We start from the raw sequence: 18,807 nt of genomic DNA on the forward strand, positions 1-18,807 counted from the left end.
CATGCGGGATCTCTATCAGCGACTGGGACTGCCCAATGATGCCAACGATAAGGACATCCAGCGGGCTATCGAGGCCTGCCATCACAACGCCCTCAAGGCCGATGCCAGAATAGTGCTGGGCGAACCCGAGCGCCGTGAAGAATACGATGCCCTGCACGGCACCCTGCGCGATATCGGCCTGCTGCGCGCAAGACTCGGTCTGACCCACGGCCCCTTCTGGCAGGACAATACCGCCAACGACTTCTCGCTGCCGCCGGATAACACCGGCGCCCGTCACGACCTGCTGATAGCACGGGTCGAGCGCGCCGTCGGCTTGCACGACGGTTGGCGGAAGTGGCGCGCCCCCTGGCTGTTGGCGATGCTGCTGATCGGGGCCACGGTGCTCGGCGCGGCAGCAGGCGCGGCGCTCTACCATTACTGGCTGGTCTGAACGCACACTACCGCCAACCGTTCACCTCGCCAGTAGCCTCTGAACTGCCCCCGCTATTTTCGCACTCCCCTCATTGAGCCGTTTTAGCCTACTCCGGGTGTCCCCTGATCACGCCTGGCCCCCGGCGGTGCGGCACGCCCAGCCTCGCCCGGCGAACGACCCAACACATCACGCCCTGAGTCTTCGCTCGCTGTCTCCGTTTCGGCTTCCGGTTCCGGCGCCTGCTCATCCAGCGCCTCGCCACCGCGACCTTCCATCTGCACGCTCAAACGCGGCATCGCAAGATCCAGGCCATCCTCTTCCAGGCGCTGCTTGAACCGCAGGTTGAAGGCGCGCGCCACGTCCCATTGCATGACCGGCGCCGTGCGCATGCGCATGCGCAGCACCGCAGCACCCTCCTCGAAGCGCTCGATGCCCTGCATCTCAAGCGCCGACCAGATGTGATGGCGCATCAGGGGGTCATGGCGCAGATCGTCGGCGACTTCCCGCACCAGCGTAATGCCATCATCGATCTTCATCTCATGGGGAATGCGCAAGCGCATCAAGGCGATACCGAATTGGCGCGACATGTTGTGGATCGATTTGATCTGGCTGAAGGTGATGGTGTGGACAATGCCATCGAGATCGCGCAGCCGCACGGTGCGCAGGGTCAGCCCCTCGACGGTGCCCAGGTGACCGCCCAGATCGACGAAGTCATCGATGGCCAACGAATCCTCAATCAGGATAAAGATACCCGTGATCAGGTCCTGCACCAGCGTCTGGGCGCCGAAGCCGATCGCCAGGCCGATCACACCGGCACCGGCCAGCAGCGGCGTGACGTTGACCCCCAGGTTGGCCAGGGCAACGATCGAAGCGATCACCACGATGGTCGCGAAGACCACGTTGCGGATCAGCGGAGTGATGGTCTGAGCCCGGGCACTGTTGACGCGCCGCCCTCGGGAGCGGGCCGAGCTCGCCAACGCCCGCTGGATAGCGGTATCGGCAAAGATCCAGGCCAGCCAGGCGATCAGCAAGGTAAAACCGATGCTGATCAACGCCTGGCCAATACGCGCGCCGGCCGCCTCCTGGCCGACACCCAGCAGCGAACCGCCCCATACGCGCATCGATAGCTCGGCAAAGGTCGCCCAGCACAGCATGTGCGCCAGGGCATACCCGAAGCGCTCAAGGCGGCGTCGATACTGGGAAACCCGCCTGCGCCCTTCGAGTGTCGCGCCGTAACGGCGCAGCAGGCCATTGATCACCAACGTCAGGATCAGCAGCGCCGCGGTGCCGATGGCCCGGGGCAAGGCACCGCCAGCATCGCCCACGGTGACCACCAGCGCCACCAGCGAGACCCCCACCAGCAGCAGGGCGGGGACATGCCACAGACCGCCGAGTACCCGCACCACGTAATTGATCGTGCTTTGCGCCTTACGCTGCGAATACGGGCGGTTGCGGATCAGGTGCTTGATCGGCTGCTTGAAGCGCAGAATGAAGATACCGCTCATCATCGCCGCCAGCAGGTTAGTGACGATCGACAGGAAACCCGCCAGATCGCTGCCCAACTGGGCGATCAGCTGCGGGGAGTCCAGTGCGTCACCCAGCGCCATCAATGCACCGATCAGGAACAGTCGCCGCAAGGCCCGAGTCCGCAGGAAGCGCACGGCGATATAACGATGCCCGCGGGTAAAGGCCGAGAACACCACCTCGCAGGCCGACGCCAGCAGCCGTCCGCACAGCGACACATAGGCGGTGACCAGCGCCAGGCTGACCGCGGCATTGGGTTCCACGAACTGTGACAGTGCCAGCATGATGGCAAAGGCCACCGCCCAGGGCAGCAGGCGGCGCAGGAAATGCACGCCAAGCAGCCATGCCTTAGGTTCGCGCGGCAGTTCCAGCGGCACGCCGACGCGGCGCACCACCAGACGGGCAAGCGCCATCAGTAGTAGCAGCAGCCCGACCCACACCGACAGCATCACTGTGGCTTCAACGGCCAGGCGCAGCAACGCCGCATTGCCGGCGTTACTGGCAAGCTCTCCAACATCCTGCCAGGCCTGAATCAGTCGCTGCTGCCACAGGTCAAGCGGCGACTGTCCATCATCGGCCTGCTCCCCCAGTTCGTTGAAGGTATCCGCTAGAGCGCCCAGCAACCCCTGAGGCCCGGCATCAGGACTGCCACCGTCGACCTGAGCGGTGCTGTCGCGCAGCGCCTTCAGCTCTTCCAACAGCGCGCCCCGCCGCTCCGCGTTGTCGAGCGTCGCGATCACAGTATCCAAGGACTCCACCACCGCCTTGGGATTCGGCTGGCTGCTGGATGAGTCACCAGCAAGTCCCGTGAGCCCCAGGCCCGGCGCCTGTGCCTGCGCCATCGATGGCAACAGCAGCATGGTCAACAGGGTCAGCAGCCCCCAGATCAACCGATGGCTGACAAGCGAAGAGCATGGAGCAGGCTCGCTCATGAAGACTCCCTACGTGACTGAAAGTGAAAAGAAAGCGAGAAAAGAAAGCAGGTCTGTCATCAATAAGACCCGTGACGCCCGGACCTCAGGGTAAAGGAATGCCCGCGCCGAGGCACCCTGTCACTGCCTACCGACAAGCACCTGCGCCCCTGGTGGGTCGCCGGCCGAGGTATGATAGTCTTGCGGTGCCAATTCAGGCTTACGGGAGTGTGGCATGGATCCGCAATCGCCCCCTGTTACCACTACCGGGGAAGGCAACCTCCGCCGTGTCGGCGTCGAGATAGAATTTGCCTGCGTCTCGCCAGCTGCGGCAGCGAGTCTGGTGGCCGAGCAGTTTGGCGGTCAGGTCATCGCACTCAGCCCACATCGCTGGCGAGTGGAAGGCACCCGTTGGGGAGAGTTCACCATCGAGCTCGATGCCAAGATGGTGCATCCGGACGACAAGGTAACCGCCGCCCAACCGAGCAGTGACGACGAATGGGCCCGCCAGCGGCATCAGTGGCATATCGAGCTTCACACGCGCTCTCGTGAGCTGCTGGGGGACGTAGTGGCCGGCCTGGTGCCCACCGAGATCGTCTGTCCACCGGTGCCCTGGAATGAACTCGGCGAGCTCGATGCGCTTTTCGGCGCATTGCGCCGCCATGGCGCCAAGGGCACCGACGATAGCCTGCTCTACGGCTTCGGGCTGCACCTCAACCCCGAGGTGCCGGGCACCGATATCGACAGCCTGCTCGCTCACCTGCGTGCCTACCTGCTACTGGCGCCCTGGCTGCGCGACCAGATCGACATCGACATCACCCGCGAAGTGCTGCCCCACGCCAACCCCTTCCCCAAGGCCTATGCCCTCAAGGTGCTCGACCCCAACTATGCGCCGGATCTCGACACCCTGATTGCTGACTACCTGCACGACAACCCGACCCGCAACCGCGAGCTCGATTTTTTGCCGCTGTTCGCCTGGCTGCGACCGGACCACCCCAATGCCCTGCTCAAGAACGAGCTGGTCAAGCCGCGGCCGACCTTCCACTACCGCCTGCCCAACGCCCACCTCTCGGCCAGGGACTGGGGCTCGGTGGTGGAGTGGAACCGCTGGCTGACGGTGGAGCGCCTCGCCGCCGACCCCGAGCGGCTCGCCGAGCGCGCTAATGACTTTCTCACCCATCATGCCCGCTCGCCCATGTCACGCTGGCTCGATAAGCTCAGGCACTGGATGAAGGACGAATGACCCGACCACTGATCGGTATCACCACCTCGGACCGCAAGAGCCGCCTCGCCTGGTTCTTCGACTGGCTGGCGGTCTGGCGCCACGGCGGTCGCCCGCTGAGGCTATCGCCGTCTCGCCCGGTGCCGGAAACACTCGACGGCCTGATCATCGGCGGCGGCGATGATATTGAAGCGCACCTGTACGGCGGCGAAGTACGGTTCGACGTCCGCGTCGACCCCGAACGTGACGCCCTGGAGCTCGACCTGCTGGAGCGCTTCATCCCCAGCCGCTGCCCGGTGCTCGGCATCTGCCGCGGCGCCCAGCTGATCAACGTCTATATGGGCGGCACACTGGACAGCGACATCTACACCACCTACGAGGGGCTCAAACGCCGGCGTACCGTGCTGCCGCGCAAGACCGTCGACATCGTCGCCGACAGCAAGCTGCATCGTATTCTCGGCGTCAGTTGGTGTCGCATCAACAGCCTCCACCACCAGGCGGTACAGGATGCCGGTCGCGGCATCGAAATCGTCGCAAGGGATAGAGACGGTCTGGTGCAGGGTATCGAATCCCGGGAGCACGATTTCCTGATGGGCGTGCAGTGGCATCCCGAATGGTTGATTTTCAATCGCCCACAGCAGCGACTGATCCGAGCACTGGTCGACGCTGCCGCCTGAACGCTCGCCGGGCAACTTCCAAGGTTGCTGACGGGGCGTTCTTTCGACCCATTCTTGCTGCACACGCTTTCCGCCAGGTCTGACAAGAAGCCCTGCAGAAACGACGACGGCCATTCCGGTGTCACCGGAATGGCCGTCGTTTGATTGAGCGCTAGCAGACGCTCATGATTCACCGGCCAAGGCTAGCGCTTGGGCGAGCCAGGCTGGTCGCTGATCTAGGCGTTAGCTTTCCAGGCGCGCATCCAGCGTGATCTCGGCATTGAACAGCTTCGAGACCGGGCACCCTTCCTTGGCCTTGTTCGCGGCATCATCGAAGGTGGCCTGATCGGCACCGGGAATCTTCGCCACGCAGCTCAAGTGTATGGCAGAGATGGTGAAACCGCTGTCGTCCTGATCGAGGCTAACGGTAGCCTCCGTCTTGATGCTTTCAGGCTCGAGGCCGGCCTCGCCCAGCATCATCGAGAACGCCATGGAGAAACAGCTGGCATGGGCGGCGCCGATCAGCTCTTCAGGGTTGGTACCGGCCTGCCCCTCGAAGCGCTGCTTGAAGCCGTAGGGATTAGAGGAGAGTGCACCGCTTTCTGTCGAAACCGTGCCCTTGCCATCTTTCAGGCTGCCTTGCCATTCTGCAGAACCTTTCTTCTTGATGCTCATACTGTCTCCTTAGTACTTATCATGAGTACGTATCGTGGGCACGGATCTTGAGTACTGACCGTGCGACTCGTGAAGGGACTGATTTACCATTTGAAGGTACTGACTGAAGCGACTACTCAAGCGACATTACTCAAGGTACTCGCTCCGCGTACTTACTCAAAGCATTCGCTTAGAGTGCTTGCTCGAGGCGCTCGATCAGGGGGCGTAATACGTCACTCCACCAGGCGCCAAGGTGAGTGCCTTTACCCCAGGGCATCCATGGCCGCCTGATAGTCAGGCTCCTCTTTCAGCTCGCCGACCAGTTGGCTATGGATCACCTGGTCCTGCTCATCGACAACCACTACCGCACGCGCGGTCAGCCCGGTCATCGGCCCGGATGACAGCGCCACGCCATAGGCTTTATGGAAGTCGGGGTGACGAAACGTCGAGAGCGTTTCGACGTTGTCCAGGCCCTCGGCGCCACAGAAACGCTTGGCAGCGAACGGCAGGTCCGCCGAGACCACCAGCACCACGGTATTATCGAGCTGGGAGGCGTACTCATTGAACTTGCGCGTCGAGGTGGCGCAGGTCGGCGTATCGACGCTCGGAATGATGTTCAGCACCTTGCGCTTGCCGGCGTAGTTGGCAAGGGTCACGTCCTCAAGGGCCTGATTAGTCAGAGTAAAAGCCGGGGCCGACTGGCCGCTCTGGGGAAGGTCACCATCGACCTCGACGGGAGTACCGGCACGGGTGATCTGCGTCATGTCACCTCCTGTGGAGTAAGGCCCTCGGGATGAAGGCCCGTAAAACGTCATCTACTATCATCAATGGCGATGATGGCGCCGCTAATCAAGTGCCGTCTCTCAGGCACCGTCTCTTAAGTACTGTCTTTCAAGTGCGTGGCTCACCCGTCTTCATCAATGTCGCCAGCTTGCTTGCCAGCGCCTCGCCCCCCAGCGCCGTCATGGCAGCGGCATTGCGCTCAGGAATGGCTTCAGGGTCGGGGTAGTGGGCCAAGGCTTCGGCGATGGCGTCTTCGCGCAGCAGATGCAGCATCGGCCAGGGCGAGCGATTGGTGTAATTGGCGGGATCGTCTTCCTCGACGCCATCGAAGCAATAGTCCGGGTGAAAACTCGCCAACTGGTAGACGCCCTCGTAGCCCTGTTCCTCGAATAGCGCCTCGGCAACGCCTAGCAGATCCAGATAGTCGTCGAAGTCGTTTACCCCATCGCTCAATACCAGCAGCGTGGTGGCAAGGGTGGCGTCCTCGTCGAGTCGCTGGCACTCAGCCAGCAGCGCACCCAGGGTCTCGTTCCAATCATGGGCCGACACCGCCACGTAGCGAATGGTATCGCGCTTCACCTCGCGGCCGGCGAAAGGGCATAGGTTGTGGCCTACTACCATGGCTTCGACCCAAGCACGGGAGGCAGCGATGGCCTGATCGGCAAGGGCACGGTTGGCAAGCGCATGCTCACCGATAACGGTAGTGGACGATAAAGAAGCAGAGGACATCGGCGGCTCGGCGGCAGGAAAATGTGAAGAACCCACATTGTAGCCGATAGCCCCTCTTCAAGCGTGACACATCATGAATGACGCCTGTCGCAATGCCGCGATACAAAGCGCCTGTTCAAGCTCAAGCCTGACCGTTGCCCGCCCTGCGGCCACGCCGCGACGCCAGGCGATCCGCCAGCCGCGTTGGTTCGGGAAGCTTGGTGCGCCCCAAGCAAGCCACCGTCCACTCGACGGCAGATGCCAGCGACAGCCGATGCCCCGGCGACACGTACACCGGTTTGACACCCAAGCGCGAGCGCAGCACCGCGCCGATGACCTCATCGTCATCGAGCAGCGGCGTCCAGTCACCGCGCGTGTCGGGCACCTCGCCATGGCGGCCACAGAGTCGCTTCTTGGCGATACCCAGGGTGGGCAGGTCGAGCCATAGGCCCAGATGGGCGGCGATACCGAGCCGCCGCGGGTGAGCAATCCCCTGGCCGTCTACCATCACCAGATCGGGACGCCTTAAAAGCTGGGAGAAAGCAGCCAACGCCGCCGGCAATTCACGAAAGGCCAGCAGCCCCGGCACATAGGGAAAGCGCGTGGGCTCGCGATGCACGACCTCTTCGAGCACCGCAAGCCCCGGCCAGGCCAACACGACGACGGCGGCGCGAGTGATCGCACCGCCGTCCTCGAAACCGATGTCCACACCGGCAATACGCTCTACCTCTGGCCGATGGCCCTCTCGGGGTAACCGGTCCGCTGTTTCAAGTTGAGACGCCAGGCGCTTCTGCAGCGCGATGGCCTCACGAGGTTCCAGCGCCCAATCGTGGAGGTCCGCCGTCAGAGGCCAGCGCCGTGTAGAAACATCATCTGAATTAATCGCAGAAACCCCAGCCCTCGAGCAGCATGCGCAGCTTCTCGACCCGCGCACGGTTTTTGCCGAGGTCGGTCACACCAAGACGCGAGGCACTCCGCACATGGCAGACGCCCTCTTCATCCGACCAGAAGAATTCCAAATCGTCGATGAACCCCAGCGGTGAATGGCATTCGGCATGCAGATAAGTGTCGGTAACCGTGATGACCTCGGCCTGTTCACAGCCGGCAAGAGCCGTCTGCAGGCGCTTCATCAACTGTGCCGTCGTACGGTCACCCGGCTCCAATGGCGCGATGTAGTGGGCATCATCTTCAGCCTGGCTTGAAACGCTGCTGTGGCGCTCATCACAGTTGGCGAGACGACCCTCATGGATACCCAAGTTGGCGGGCCGCTTGCTGGTTAGCGGATTGGTCATCATAGGCTGCATCCTTCGGTTCTGTTCGCGTGTTATGCGGTTGTTATTCGCTTGTGGCTAATGCCCAGCGGATTAGGCCAGTGCGGATTAATCCCGTTCTTGCATGAGACGCCATGTGGGTGAAACGGCATGGCCCTGTAGTGTCAGCGTCCGAAAACCATGCCACGGCCCCTAAGAACCATGATCTGTGGCTTGATAGCTGCCATGCACAGGCTTCGCTAGCAAAATATGCATTCTTAGCAACTAGCCTTTAGTCAAGTTCACATTCCCGGCCTTTGCAAGTCGCCACAGAGGCCCATTGCCCCAGGCGATGAACGCTTAATCCACGTACACCAATCTGCGATGGCCCCTGCAGCGGGTTGCTCATTGGCAGTATGATGGTGACCTGCTATTCATGGACGCGGAGCCCGCCTTGAAGCTGATTCACACCTCGGACTGGCACCTCGGCCAGACCTTTCACGGCCAGGAGCGCCACGTTGAGCACCGGGCTTTTCTCACCTGGCTGCTCGATACCCTGGACGCCCGCCAGGCCGACGCCCTGCTGGTCGCCGGCGACCTGTTCGATGTGGTCAATCCCTCGCTGAAAGCTCAGGAGCTGCTTTACGACTTCATCGTCGAGGCACATCGGCGTCTGCCGTCGCTGGACATCGTGCTGATCGCCGGCAACCACGACAGCGGTAATCGAGTCGAGCTGCCCGCCCCGCTGATGCGCCGCCTCAACACCCATGCCCTGGGCCGCGTTCACTGGCGAGACGACGGCCAGCTCGACGCCGAGCGTCTGCTAGTGCCCCTCACCGATGCCGCCGGCGAGACCCGCGCTTGGTGCCTGGCGCTGCCCTTCCTGCGCCCTGCCGAGGTCACCGGTCGCACGGGCCTGACGGCGAACGACGGCGAGCGAAAGGGCTCCAATGGCCGCGATGATGCTGCTCTCAATAGCGGTGGCCGTAATGACGGTGTTCGTAATGACTACGTGGCCGGTATAAGCGCCGTCCATGAACAGCTGATCGCTGCTGCACGTGACAAGCGCCAGCCGGATCAGGCATTGGTCGCCATGAGCCATGCCCACCTGCGTGGCGCCGCCGTGTCCGAGGGCAGCGAGCGGCCGATCGTGATCGGTGGCGAAGAATCGCTTTCAGCGAGCCTCTTTCCCGACGATATCGCCTACGTGGCACTGGGCCATCTACATCGGCCCCAGCAGGTCGGCGAAGCGCGCATCCGCTACAGCGGCAGCCCCATCCCGCTCGACTTCAGCGAAGTCGACTACCCCCACCAGGTGGTCGAAGTGGTGCTCGAAGGCGAGACCCTCGCCGCTACCGAAACGCTGCTGATTCCCCGTAGCGTTGAGCTCAAGCGCCTGGGCCCCGCCGATCTCGACAGCGTGCTCACCGAGCTCGATGCCCTCGATGACGACCCCGATCTCGCCACTGAGCGCTGGCCGTGGCTCGAGCTGCGCATCGATCTCGATGGTCCGCAGCCTGACCTGCGCGGCCGGGTCGATGCCGCCCTCGAAGGCCGAGCGCTGCGGCTGCTGCGCATCCACACCCGCTACCCCAAGGCAGGCGGCGAGGCGCCTGGCTCGCGCCGCGTCACGCTGGATAGCCTGGGGCCCCAGGCGCTGTTCGCCCGCGCCTGGGAAGAGGAGTACGGCGAACCCGCCGATGACCAGGTAAAACGCGACTTCGCGCTACTGATGCAGGACGTGATGGACGCGGAGGCTGACGTATGAAGATTCTCGCCATCCGCCTCGAAAATCTCACCTCGCTGGCTGGCAGTCAGGAACTCGACTTCACCGCCGCGCCCCTCAGAGACGCCGGCCTGTTCGCCATCACCGGCTCCACCGGCGCGGGCAAGAGCACCCTGCTCGACGCCCTGTGTCTGGCCCTTTATGGCAACACCCCGCGGCTGCGCGGCGCCCGCCAGGATCAGGCCCGGGTGCCGGACAGCGGCGACACCGATGTGACCAGCTTCGACCCTCGCACCCTGCTGCGGCGCGGCACCAGCCAGGGCCATGCCGAGGTCGACTTTCTGGGCCGCGATGGTCGACGCTACCGCGCCCGCTGGGCGGTCCGCCGTGCTCGCGGCAAGCCCAATGGCCGCCTTCAGGGCGCGGAGCAATCGCTCACTGACCTCGACGACGACCGCCTGCTGACCGCTCAGAAAAATGAATTCAAGGACCTGCTGCCGGAACGCCTGGGGCTCAATTTCGACCAGTTCACTCGCGCCGTCATGCTCGCCCAAAGCGAGTTCGCCGCCTTCCTCAAGGCCGACGACAATGCCAGAAGCGAGCTACTCGAAAAGCTCACCGATACCGCCGAGTACTCACAGCTTTCCATCGCCGCCTTCCAGCGCGCCAAGGCCGCTAATCAGGCCGTTGCCGAACTCAATACCCACCTCGCCGACGACCTGCCCGCCGAGCCCGAGGCCCGCGCCGAGCTGGAACGCAGTGTTGATGCCGCCGAGCGCGAACTGGATGCCAGACTGCAAGAAGCCAAACGCCTGGAGGCCCGCCAGCAATGGCATAGTGCCGATGAACGGCTGAACGCGGCCTACCAGGAAGGTCGCCAGCAGCAGCAAGAGGCCGAAAGCCGCTGGCAGGCGCTCGACCCCGCTCGTGCCGACCAGGAGTGGCGACGCCTGATCGCCCCGAAGCGCCATCGCCTCGCCCGCCAGGCCGAGCTGCCCAGCGAGATCAACAGGCTCGAAAAGGCCCTTGCCAACACCCGGAAAGCACGGGAAGACGCCCAGGCGGCGCAACAAAGCGCTGCTCAGGAACACGCCAAGGCCCAGCAAGCACTGACGGCGGCCAGCCAGGCACGAAAGGACGCCGAGCCGGCACTGCGCCAGGCCCGGGAACAGGCACAGCGGCGCGACAGCCTGGCTCAGCGGCTGGCGGATATTGAGACGAGCCACGAGCAGTACCAGCGTCAGGCCAACCAGATCGATGAGGCCCAGCGAAAGGCCGAGGCCCAGCAGCAGGAACACCGGCGCCGCCGCGACGAATGGCAGGCAAAGCTTCGAGAGCTGATGGGTGAGCACAGCCAGTTAAGCGACGCCCGCCAGGCGGCCCAGCAGGCCCACGATCGGGCCTCAAAGCGCCAGCTTTCATTGAGCACCTTGCACAGCCGCTGGCAGGAACACCTGCAGGCCGTTGATACCCAGCAATCGCTGGTAAAGCGCTTGGAGAGTGACGAGGCGCGCAAGGCCCAGCTCATGGAAAAGGGCAAGGCCGCTCGGCAACGGCTCGATGAACGACACCAGCATTACACAAGCGTGCAGGCCTTTATCGAACGCAGCCGCGCCGTGCGCAGCGAGAGCGTGATCAAGCTGCGCGAGCAGCTTCAGGAGGATGAACCCTGCCCGGTATGCGGCGGCCAGGATCATCCCTGGCGTCACCAGCCGCCGGAAACCCCCGAAGCCGCGCAGCTTGCCGCCCAGCAGGCCGACGAGGACCGCCAGCTCAGTGAGGCACAGAGCGACTGGGAACAAGCCCAGCAGGCCCGCGATGAATTGCTGGGCCAGTATCGTGCCCTGGAAAGCTCGCTCGAGCAGCAGCGCCGCGACCTTCAGGCCGCCGAGCAGCGCCTGACCAGTGCACAAAAGGCCCTAGCCGAACAGCCGCTAAGCGCCGAACTCGACGCCATTGATGCCGCCGAGCGCGAGGCCTGGCTAAGCCAGCAGCGCCAGCAAAACGACAGCGACCGCCAACACCATGAGCAGGCACTCGAGGCACTGACGCGCGCCGAAACCGAACTGGCACCGCTGCAGGAAGCCTTACGACAGGACGAGCTAACCCTGACGCAGTTGGACACCCAGCGGAAAAGCGTCGAAACAGAGCTTCAGGCACTCTCCGAGCGACTGCCGCCCCTCAAACAAGAGCGCGACGAGGTTGCCCGCGAACTCAACCAACGGCTCGGCGAACATGACAGCGCCGATGCCTGGCAGCAGCAGCTCGATAACCGCCAAGCCAACGCCCAGCAGGCACTGAATAGCGCCCTGGCAGCCCTGCATGAGGCAGAGCGCCGCCAGGGAGAGCTCACTCAGCAAGAGCGCCACGAAGCCGCCCAGCTAAAACGCCTTGAAGAGGAACGCGCCCCCCTGGAGCGAGAGCTTCAAGAATGGCGCCAGGCAAATCCGGCACTGGATGATGACACCCTCGCCCGCCTGCTGGCGCAGCCCGAGGACGAAGCCCACCGCCAGGAGCGGGACATCCGCGAGGCAGAGCAAGCCCTTCAGCGCAGCGATGCCAGCCTGAACGAGCGCCGCCAGGCGCTGCTTGCGCACCGCCGCGGGCAAGCGCTGGTCGACGAAACAGGCGCCGAAGACAATGACTCTGTGAGCGATGACCGTCTAAGCGATGGGCTTTTGAATAATGCCCTGCTGAGTGACGACACGGAGACGGAAATTCAGCAGCGTAAGGCAAAGCTTGCGGATGAGCTCACCGAGCTAGCGCCCAAGCGAGAGTCCGCGCAGCAGCACCGGGATGACGCCGTTCATGCCCTGCGCGACGACGACCGCCGCCGCGCCCGCCAGCAGGCCGCTCAGGCCGAACTCGATGCCGCCCGGGCCGAGCAGCAACGCTGGGGCCGCATCAGCGCCCTGATCGGCTCCGCCGACGGCAAGGCCTTCCGGCGCATTGCCCAGGCCTACAATCTCGAACTGCTGCTCGACCACGCCAATGCCCACCTCCACAACCTCGCGCCCCGCTATCGGCTGCGCCGGGGTGGCAGCCCGCTCGGGCTGCTGGTCGAGGATCACGACATGGCCGACGAACAGCGCTCGGTGCATTCACTCTCCGGCGGCGAGACCTTCCTGGTGTCGCTGGCCCTGGCCCTCGGACTCGCCTCGATGGCCTCCGGCGAACTCGCCATCGAATCGCTGTTCATCGACGAAGGTTTCGGTAGCCTCGACCCTCAGTCCCTGGCGCTGGCCATGGAAGCGCTGGATGGCCTACAGGCGCAGGGGCGTCGAGTCGGCGTGATCTCGCATATTCAGGAAATGCACGAACGCATCCCGGTACAGATCCAGGTCAATCCGCTGGGCAACGGCGCCAGCAGACTGACGCTGGTGGGAGACTGAGCAAACCCAAGAGTGAGCTATCACATACGGGTTACGCTCCCATATTGCCACGAGAGCGCGGAACACAAGCGTGCGCATGGCGAGCCGACCAACAACGTTGACAGGCACCGCAAGCCAGCCGCCACAAACAAAAAAGCTATCAGGAGCAACGGATGTCACAGGCCCCAGACACGACGACAAAGAGCATACTGATCACCGGGTGCTCGAGCGGCATCGGCCACGCCGCGGCGCATGCCCTGACGGCCCGCAGCTGGCGGGTGTTCGCCACGGCGCGGGCCGAAGCGGATGTCGAGCGGCTCAAGGAGGAAGGCCTGGAAACCCTGCCGCTGGACCTTGCCAGCAGCGCCTCGATCGAGGCCGCGGTGGAGGCGATAAAAGAGCGCACCGGCGGGCAACTGACGGCCTTATTCAATAACGGCGCCTACGGCCAGCCCGGCGCGGTGGAGGATCTGTCCCGTGACGTTCTGCGGGCCCAACTGGAAACCAACCTGCTGGGCACCCATGAACTCACCACCCTGGTGCTGCCGATGATGCGCGCCCAGGGGCACGGCCGCATCGTGCAGAACAGCTCGGTACTCGGCATTGCCGCGCTGCCCTATCGTGGCGCCTACGTGTGTTCCAAGTTCGCCCTCGAAGGCCTCACCGACACCCTGCGCATGGAGCTCAAGGGCAGCGGCATTCATGTCAGCCTGATCGAGCCCGGCCCCATCACCAGCCGGTTTCGCGAGAATGCGCATCGCGCCTTCCAGGCACATATCGATACCGCCCACAGCGCCCATGCCAACACTTACCAGAAGGTCGAGGCACGGCTAGCCGGCAGCGACAGTGGCGGCGCCTTCACCCTCGGCCCCGAGGCCGTGGTGAAAAAGCTGATCCACGCGCTAGAAAGCCCACGTCCGCGACCCCGATATGCGGTAACGGTGCCCACTCATCTGTTCGCAGCGCTCAAGCGGATACTGAGCACCCGCGGCATGGACCGGGTGCTACTGCGTTCCACTAAGGACGAGCGGGAGTGAGCCGATACGCGTCGGCACCCCGCTCGGGTCGTGCATCGCCGCTTACCCGGAGAAGGCCTCGTTCAGCCACTTGATGAAGTTGCGCTTGGGCTTGAATTCGCTACGCAGCTGCGCCAGCGCCGCCTCGAACGCATCGCGCTGAGGCGCAGTTTCGAGCCGGCCCTGCAGCTCCCGCAACAGGGCGATGCCATCCCGGTAGCCCTGGTTGTTGGTCTGTTGCACCTCATGACGCACCAGGCGCAGGTAGAGCGGCAGGCTCTCGTCGGGCGCCTTCAGCGCCTGGGCCAGCTGATGCAGCAGCGTGGGCGACACCGCCCGCTCGGCGCACAAGGCCTGGGCCTCGTCCCAGCGCCCCTCGAACAGATAGATCTCCAGCAGGCTGTCGACCATCCGCGGGCCCCAGCCAAAGGGTAACTGAGGCGTCTTGTCCAGCCCGTCCACCAGCCAGTCGTGGGCACGCCGACGATAATCGACGGCCAGGTTATGCTCGGTAGCCAGGTTCACCAGCTGGCGATAATCCCCCAGCTTCCGGGTGCTCTGGTAGATCTCCCATTGCAGCGCTGCGGCGGCCTCTTCCTCACCACGCTGCAGGTACAAGCGCACCTCGAGCCGCTGGCGTTCCACCTGCTGATGCGGAAACTCGCGGGATGCCGCCTGCTTCGCTCGCGCCAGCCACGTCTCCAGCTCATCCCAGGCCTCATGGGCGATACACCGCTGGGCAGCGTCCAGGCAATCCCGCTCATCGCTGGCCGTCTTCTGGTAGAGCGCCAGCATGGCGGGCAGGTCGCCGGCGGCCTCGGCGCGCTTGAGCAGGGGATCACGCAGACGAATATAGCGATACTTCGTCATCCAGCCAGCCTTTGTCGGCAGGGCCGGCAGGTCATCCCAGGCGCGCTGCAGGCAGGCATGATAGGCCGCCATGCCCGCGTCACCCAGCGCCTCGGCATAGGCATCGGGTATCGACGGATAGCTATCCTCGCTGCCGCCGAACGCCTTGTCATAGAGATAGGTCGCCAGCTTAGCGGGGGACCAATCGAGGCGCCTGACGGTCCTGACATGCGTGTCTTGCAGGGTCTGCTCGCAGTGAAAGCGAAAGCCGCCAGAGTCATCGATGGTCTCCAGCGCCCTAGCCATGCGCGACAGCGCATGGTCCACCAGCGCCAGACACTTGTCCGCCGGCAGCTGCGGGGCCTGCTCGGCAAGCTGCTCGACGATGACCTCGGCCCTGGCGAAGTAGGCGCTGACCTGGCCGTAACGGTACAGGTCACGGTTGAGGGGGAAGGCCGCCGTGATGCGCTTCTTCAGCGCCTTGTGATCCAGCACTCCGAGCACCGCATCGGCCCGCAACGACCACTGTTGGCGCAGCATCGGGTCCTGTGCGATCAGCGACTGCAGCGCCTCGATCAACGACGGCTTGTCCATCTGCTGCAGGTAGGCCTGTATCCGGTCCGTAGCATCGCCTTCCGTCAGGCGAGCCTCCTCGGCCTGATTCGTCCGGTACGCCAGGGCTACCGCCACGCAGTGCTTGCAGAAATCGATGCCCTCGGAGGCCGGGCAGTCGCAGCCGCCTTCCAGGCTGCGCTTGCTCAGTTTCAGGATCACGCGGTAGCGCTCGGTGCCCTCCACGTCGGCGTTGATGGTGGTGCCGCTCTGGTTCCAGCCCACCACCATGCCCTCACGGAAATACTCCACGCCGCGACCGAAGGCCGCCTCGCCGGCCAGCTTGCGCAGCTGCCGGTCGGACAGAAGTTCCCGTTCATCCTGCTGTGGCATCAGGCGTCTCCTCTTGCGAGTATGGCGGTGCTGCACCGTATTGTTGCCCGCTTCAGTTGTTCATTACTCGGCCTTGATGCGCCCCAGCAGCGCCTCGGCGGAATGTTCACCGCTGATCAACTCGGGACTAGCGGCGCGCCAGTCGGCGGTCAACTCACCACGGAAGGCCTTGGCGAGGATCGACTGAGTCAGCTTGTTGACGCGGGCCAGGGCATTCTTCATCTGATGTTCGCCTGATCGGCAAAAGCGAAAAGCTCGTCGACGCGGCCATCGGCTAACCCGCAATACGACTAACCCTCTATACGACTAACCCTCTATACGACTAACTCTTAATACTATGCAGGCTCATAAAGCCTCGCCTGAAACCCGATGAAGGCCTCGCGAATATTCTCGACGCTGCCGAGTTCGGCGATAGCATCCGTCGGGGTCTGGTATTTGAGTTCGATCAGTTGAGGCAGCTTGTCTTGGGCAAGCTCACCAACGCCGTCCTGAATATAGTGGTCTATGACGAAGTTCAGAAACTCGCGCTGGCGGTAGTCGTAGTCGGAGAAGAGCCTTTCGCGGTGGGTAGCCACCCGCTGCTCGCGGCTGAGCGGCGGCAGTGCGAAGGCGATGTAGGCCAGCACGTCGAAAAGATCGCTGTTTTCGGCGTTTACCAGGCGGCCAATATCCTTGAGCTGCTCGGCGCCGTAGCCCTTTTCGGCCAAGCTATCTAGTAGGCCCTGGCGGGTATCCGGTCGGCTCCAGAGTTCGCGTAGGGTCTCCTCATCATGGAAGAGTGCCGGCAGGTCACCGTAGAGCTGACGGATGAAGTCGGCAGCGGACATCGGCTTGCCGTCCGGGCTCCAGAAGGTGGTCGCGCTCATGTGCTGCAGCTGACGCACCTTGCCCGGCGCGAGTTCGATCACCAGCACCTGTTGCCCTCCTCCCTCGCACTGGCAGGGCATCTCGCCGCACACCGCGCAAGGCTCCGGCGACTCCTTTTCGCAGGTGCAGGGGCGTTTGCCGCATTGTTCGCAAGGCTCGGGCGGGGTCACCTCGCACACACAGGGGATCTCACCGCAACGGGAACACGGCTCGGGAGCGACGGGCTCGCCGTCCCACTCCGGGTCGCTGAAGTGCTCGTAGGCACGCACGAAATCGAGAATGGTGAAGTAGTCCTTGCCATCGAACAGTCGCGTGCCGCGGCCGATGATCTGCTTGAACTCGATCATCGAGTTCACCGGGCGCATCAGCACGATGTTGCGGATGTTGCGGGCGTCTACGCCGGTGGAAAGTTTCTGCGAGGTGGTCAGGATGGTGGGAATGGTCTTCTCGTTGTCCTGGAAGCGGCGCAGGAACCGCTCGCCCTCGGCGCCGTCATCGGCCGTCACCCGCACGCAGTAGTTGGGATCGGGGCTCGTCTTCATCTGGTTGATCAGATCGCGCACCGCCAGGGCGTGCTCCTGGTTGGCGCAGAACACCAGCGTCTTCTCGCGCGGGTCGATCATCTCCATGAACACCTGCACCCGGTACTGCTCTCGTTCCCTGATCTTGATGAGACGGTTGAAGTCGGCTTCGGTATAGCGCCGGCCCTGCTCGACTTCTCCCTGAACCACCGCGTCGTCGGGCGTATAGACATAGTCGTCCAGGGTGGTGGCGATCTGGCGTACCTTGAACGGCGTCAGGAAGCCGTCGTTGATGCCCTCCTTCAGCGAGTAGACGTAGGCCGGCTCGCCGAAGTAGGCGTAGGTGTCGGTATTGGTGGTGCGCTTGGGCGTGGCGGTCAGGCCCAGCTGCACCGCCGGGGCAAAGTACTCGAGGATGGCCCGCCAGCTGCTCTCGTCGTTGGCACCGCCGCGGTGGCATTCATCGATGATGATCAGATCGAAGAAGTCCGGCGGGTAGTCACCGAAGCTGGGGGCTGGGTTACCTACCGCGTCGCAACCGCTCATGAAGGTCTGGAAGATGGTGAAGAAGAGGTTACCGTTCTTGGGCACCCTGCCCTGCTTGCGGATCGCATCGGGCGCGATGCGCACCAGGGCGTCCTCAGGAAAGGCGGAGAAGCTGTTGTAGGCCTGGTCGGCGAGGATATTGCGGTCGGCGAGGAATAAAATGCGCGGCCGACGGCGAGTACCGTCGTCGCCCTGCCAGGCCGCCAGGTTCCAGCGGCTGTGGAACAGCTTCCAGGCGAGCTGGAAGGCAATGGCCGTCTTGCCGGTGCCGGTGGCCAGGGTCAGCAACACGCGGCGACGGCCGGCGGCGATGGCCTCCAGCGCCTGGTTGATGGCGTTATGCTGGTAGTAACGCGCCTGCCACTGGCTGCCGTTGTCGTGGAAGGCCACCTCGCCGAAGCGTTCGCGCCAGGGATTGGGCTCGGGGAAAGTCTCGGCCCACAGCGCCTCCGGCGTGGGATAGCCGGCTACCGGGCCTTCCTCGCCGGTGTGCAGGTCGACACGGTAGAGGCCCACCCCGTTGGTGGCATAGGCGAAGCGTGTTTGCAGCCGCTCGGCGTAGCGCTTGGCCTGAGCCAGGCCCTCGGTGACGGGAAGATCACGCTTCTTGGCCTCGATCACCGCCAGCTTCTGGCCCTGGTAGAAGAGCACGTAATCGGCGATGTCGCCGCGGGTGCGCTGCCCGCCGCCCTGCAGTCGCCCCAGGGTGATCACCTCACGCCGTACCCGGCTGCCTGCTACCCTGCCCCAGCCGGCTTCCTTGAGGGCGGGGTCGATCAGCTCGGCGCGGGTATCGGCTTCATTCATCGGTCAATCCTTGTCCGGTCGGTGCACGATCGGGAGCCT

Annotated in this window: 15 protein-coding genes; 6 read left to right on the forward strand and 9 right to left on the reverse strand. The window is 63.9% G+C overall.

Translation table 11 applies throughout. The features are described 5' to 3' along the window. Position 1: 1 nt before the first annotated feature. Complete coding sequence (locus tag Q2K57_RS03320) at positions 2 to 430, forward strand: hypothetical protein (RefSeq protein ID WP_181463035.1); 429 nt, start codon at positions 2 to 4, stop codon at positions 428 to 430. 83 nt (positions 431 to 513) lie between these two features. Here Q2K57_RS03320 and Q2K57_RS03325 read toward each other — a convergent pair whose 3' ends face one another. After that, entirely contained in the window at positions 514 to 2,868 is a 2,355-nt protein-coding gene (locus Q2K57_RS03325; protein ID WP_112054110.1) for a mechanosensitive ion channel family protein, read from the reverse strand. A 214-nt stretch (positions 2,869 to 3,082) separates the two neighbouring features. Between Q2K57_RS03325 and Q2K57_RS03330 the strand changes: the two genes are divergently transcribed. Next, positions 3,083 to 4,090: an amidoligase family protein gene (locus Q2K57_RS03330; protein ID WP_112054109.1), complete on the forward strand. Its 1,008-nt coding sequence runs from the start codon at positions 3,083 to 3,085 to the stop codon at positions 4,088 to 4,090. Further along, on the forward strand, positions 4,087 to 4,746 hold the full coding sequence (locus tag Q2K57_RS03335) for a gamma-glutamyl-gamma-aminobutyrate hydrolase family protein (RefSeq protein ID WP_112054108.1): 660 nt from the start codon (positions 4,087 to 4,089) through the stop codon (positions 4,744 to 4,746). The genes Q2K57_RS03330 and Q2K57_RS03335 overlap by 4 nt, the downstream gene beginning before the upstream one ends. Before the next feature lie 222 nt (positions 4,747 to 4,968). On the opposite strand, the gene Q2K57_RS03340 is transcribed toward Q2K57_RS03335, so the two are convergent. From Q2K57_RS03340 to Q2K57_RS03360, 5 genes are all read right to left on the reverse strand, one after another. Next, positions 4,969 to 5,400, reverse strand: coding sequence for an OsmC family protein (locus Q2K57_RS03340; RefSeq protein ID WP_112054107.1), 432 nt, complete (start codon positions 5,398 to 5,400; stop codon positions 4,969 to 4,971). Positions 5,401 to 5,642: 242 nt separating this feature from the next. After that, the gene (gene tpx / locus Q2K57_RS03345; RefSeq protein ID WP_112054106.1) at positions 5,643 to 6,143 is read right to left on the reverse strand and encodes a thiol peroxidase; all 501 of its coding nucleotides are present in this window, start codon (positions 6,141 to 6,143) and stop codon (positions 5,643 to 5,645) included. Between the two features lie 127 nt (positions 6,144 to 6,270). Next, positions 6,271 to 6,891, reverse strand: coding sequence for a DUF1415 domain-containing protein (locus tag Q2K57_RS03350; RefSeq protein WP_112054105.1), 621 nt, complete (start codon positions 6,889 to 6,891; stop codon positions 6,271 to 6,273). A 121-nt stretch (positions 6,892 to 7,012) separates the two neighbouring features. Next, positions 7,013 to 7,717, reverse strand: a complete 705-nt coding sequence (nfi, locus tag Q2K57_RS03355; protein WP_112054350.1) for a deoxyribonuclease V — start codon at positions 7,715 to 7,717, stop codon at positions 7,013 to 7,015. A 31-nt stretch (positions 7,718 to 7,748) separates the two neighbouring features. Further along, positions 7,749 to 8,165 carry a DUF1499 domain-containing protein gene (locus Q2K57_RS03360; RefSeq protein ID WP_220086243.1) on the reverse strand — a complete coding sequence of 139 codons (417 nt, stop codon included), beginning with the start codon at positions 8,163 to 8,165 and terminating at the stop codon, positions 7,749 to 7,751. 409 nt (positions 8,166 to 8,574) lie between these two features. Here Q2K57_RS03360 and Q2K57_RS03365 point away from each other — a divergent pair, with 409 nt between their 5' ends. The 3 genes from Q2K57_RS03365 to Q2K57_RS03375 all read left to right on the forward strand — a co-directional run bounded on the left by Q2K57_RS03365 (position 8,575) and on the right by Q2K57_RS03375 (position 14,254). Further along, positions 8,575 to 9,888 (forward strand): exonuclease SbcCD subunit D C-terminal domain-containing protein, encoded by a 1,314-nt coding sequence (locus Q2K57_RS03365; RefSeq protein ID WP_112054346.1) that lies wholly within the window; start codon positions 8,575 to 8,577, stop codon positions 9,886 to 9,888. Then, positions 9,885 to 13,238 carry an AAA family ATPase gene (locus Q2K57_RS03370; RefSeq protein WP_112054104.1) on the forward strand — a complete coding sequence of 1,118 codons (3,354 nt, stop codon included), beginning with the start codon at positions 9,885 to 9,887 and terminating at the stop codon, positions 13,236 to 13,238. The genes Q2K57_RS03365 and Q2K57_RS03370 overlap by 4 nt, the downstream gene beginning before the upstream one ends. 152 nt (positions 13,239 to 13,390) lie before the next feature. Continuing rightward, the gene (locus Q2K57_RS03375) at positions 13,391 to 14,254 is read left to right on the forward strand and encodes an SDR family oxidoreductase (protein WP_112054103.1); all 864 of its coding nucleotides are present in this window, start codon (positions 13,391 to 13,393) and stop codon (positions 14,252 to 14,254) included. Positions 14,255 to 14,296: 42 nt separating this feature from the next. Here the strand turns inward: Q2K57_RS03375 and Q2K57_RS03380 are convergent, their stop codons facing one another. The 3 genes from Q2K57_RS03380 to hsdR all read right to left on the reverse strand — a co-directional run bounded on the left by Q2K57_RS03380 (position 14,297) and on the right by hsdR (position 18,768). After that, a complete protein-coding gene (locus Q2K57_RS03380) occupies positions 14,297 to 16,027 on the reverse strand; it encodes an SWIM zinc finger domain-containing protein (protein WP_112054102.1) in 1,731 nt (576 codons plus the stop codon). 63 nt (positions 16,028 to 16,090) lie between these two features. Beyond that, positions 16,091 to 16,249, reverse strand: a complete 159-nt coding sequence (locus Q2K57_RS03385; RefSeq protein WP_181463034.1) for a hypothetical protein — start codon at positions 16,247 to 16,249, stop codon at positions 16,091 to 16,093. Between the two features lie 113 nt (positions 16,250 to 16,362). Continuing rightward, positions 16,363 to 18,768, reverse strand: coding sequence for an EcoAI/FtnUII family type I restriction enzme subunit R (hsdR, locus tag Q2K57_RS03390; protein ID WP_112054101.1), 2,406 nt, complete (start codon positions 18,766 to 18,768; stop codon positions 16,363 to 16,365). Between the last annotated feature and the right edge of the window lie 39 nt (positions 18,769 to 18,807).

This window comes from Halomonas sp. I5-271120 (assembly GCF_030553075.1).
In the GTDB taxonomy this organism is placed as follows: Bacteria; Pseudomonadota; Gammaproteobacteria; order Pseudomonadales; family Halomonadaceae; genus Onishia; species Onishia taeanensis_A.

Bases quoted from the DNA above. Each gene is read 5' to 3' on its own strand.
- Q2K57_RS03320 (WP_181463035.1), top strand. From the start codon at position 2: ATGCGGGATCTCTATCAGCGACTGGGACTGCCCAATGATGCCAACGAT.
- Q2K57_RS03325 (WP_112054110.1), bottom strand. From the start codon at position 2,868: ATGAGCGAGCCTGCTCCATGCTCTTCGCTTGTCAGCCATCGGTTGATC.
- Q2K57_RS03330 (WP_112054109.1), top strand. From the start codon at position 3,083: ATGGATCCGCAATCGCCCCCTGTTACCACTACCGGGGAAGGCAACCTC.
- Q2K57_RS03335 (WP_112054108.1), top strand. From the start codon at position 4,087: ATGACCCGACCACTGATCGGTATCACCACCTCGGACCGCAAGAGCCGC.
- Q2K57_RS03340 (WP_112054107.1), bottom strand. From the start codon at position 5,400: ATGAGCATCAAGAAGAAAGGTTCTGCAGAATGGCAAGGCAGCCTGAAA.
- tpx (WP_112054106.1), bottom strand. From the start codon at position 6,143: ATGACGCAGATCACCCGTGCCGGTACTCCCGTCGAGGTCGATGGTGAC.
- Q2K57_RS03350 (WP_112054105.1), bottom strand. From the start codon at position 6,891: ATGTCCTCTGCTTCTTTATCGTCCACTACCGTTATCGGTGAGCATGCG.
- Q2K57_RS03360 (WP_220086243.1), bottom strand. From the start codon at position 8,165: ATGATGACCAATCCGCTAACCAGCAAGCGGCCCGCCAACTTGGGTATC.
- Q2K57_RS03370 (WP_112054104.1), top strand. From the start codon at position 9,885: ATGAAGATTCTCGCCATCCGCCTCGAAAATCTCACCTCGCTGGCTGGC.
- Q2K57_RS03375 (WP_112054103.1), top strand. From the start codon at position 13,391: ATGTCACAGGCCCCAGACACGACGACAAAGAGCATACTGATCACCGGG.
- Q2K57_RS03380 (WP_112054102.1), bottom strand. From the start codon at position 16,027: ATGCCACAGCAGGATGAACGGGAACTTCTGTCCGACCGGCAGCTGCGC.
- Q2K57_RS03385 (WP_181463034.1), bottom strand. From the start codon at position 16,249: ATGAAGAATGCCCTGGCCCGCGTCAACAAGCTGACTCAGTCGATCCTC.
- hsdR (WP_112054101.1), bottom strand. From the start codon at position 18,768: ATGAATGAAGCCGATACCCGCGCCGAGCTGATCGACCCCGCCCTCAAG.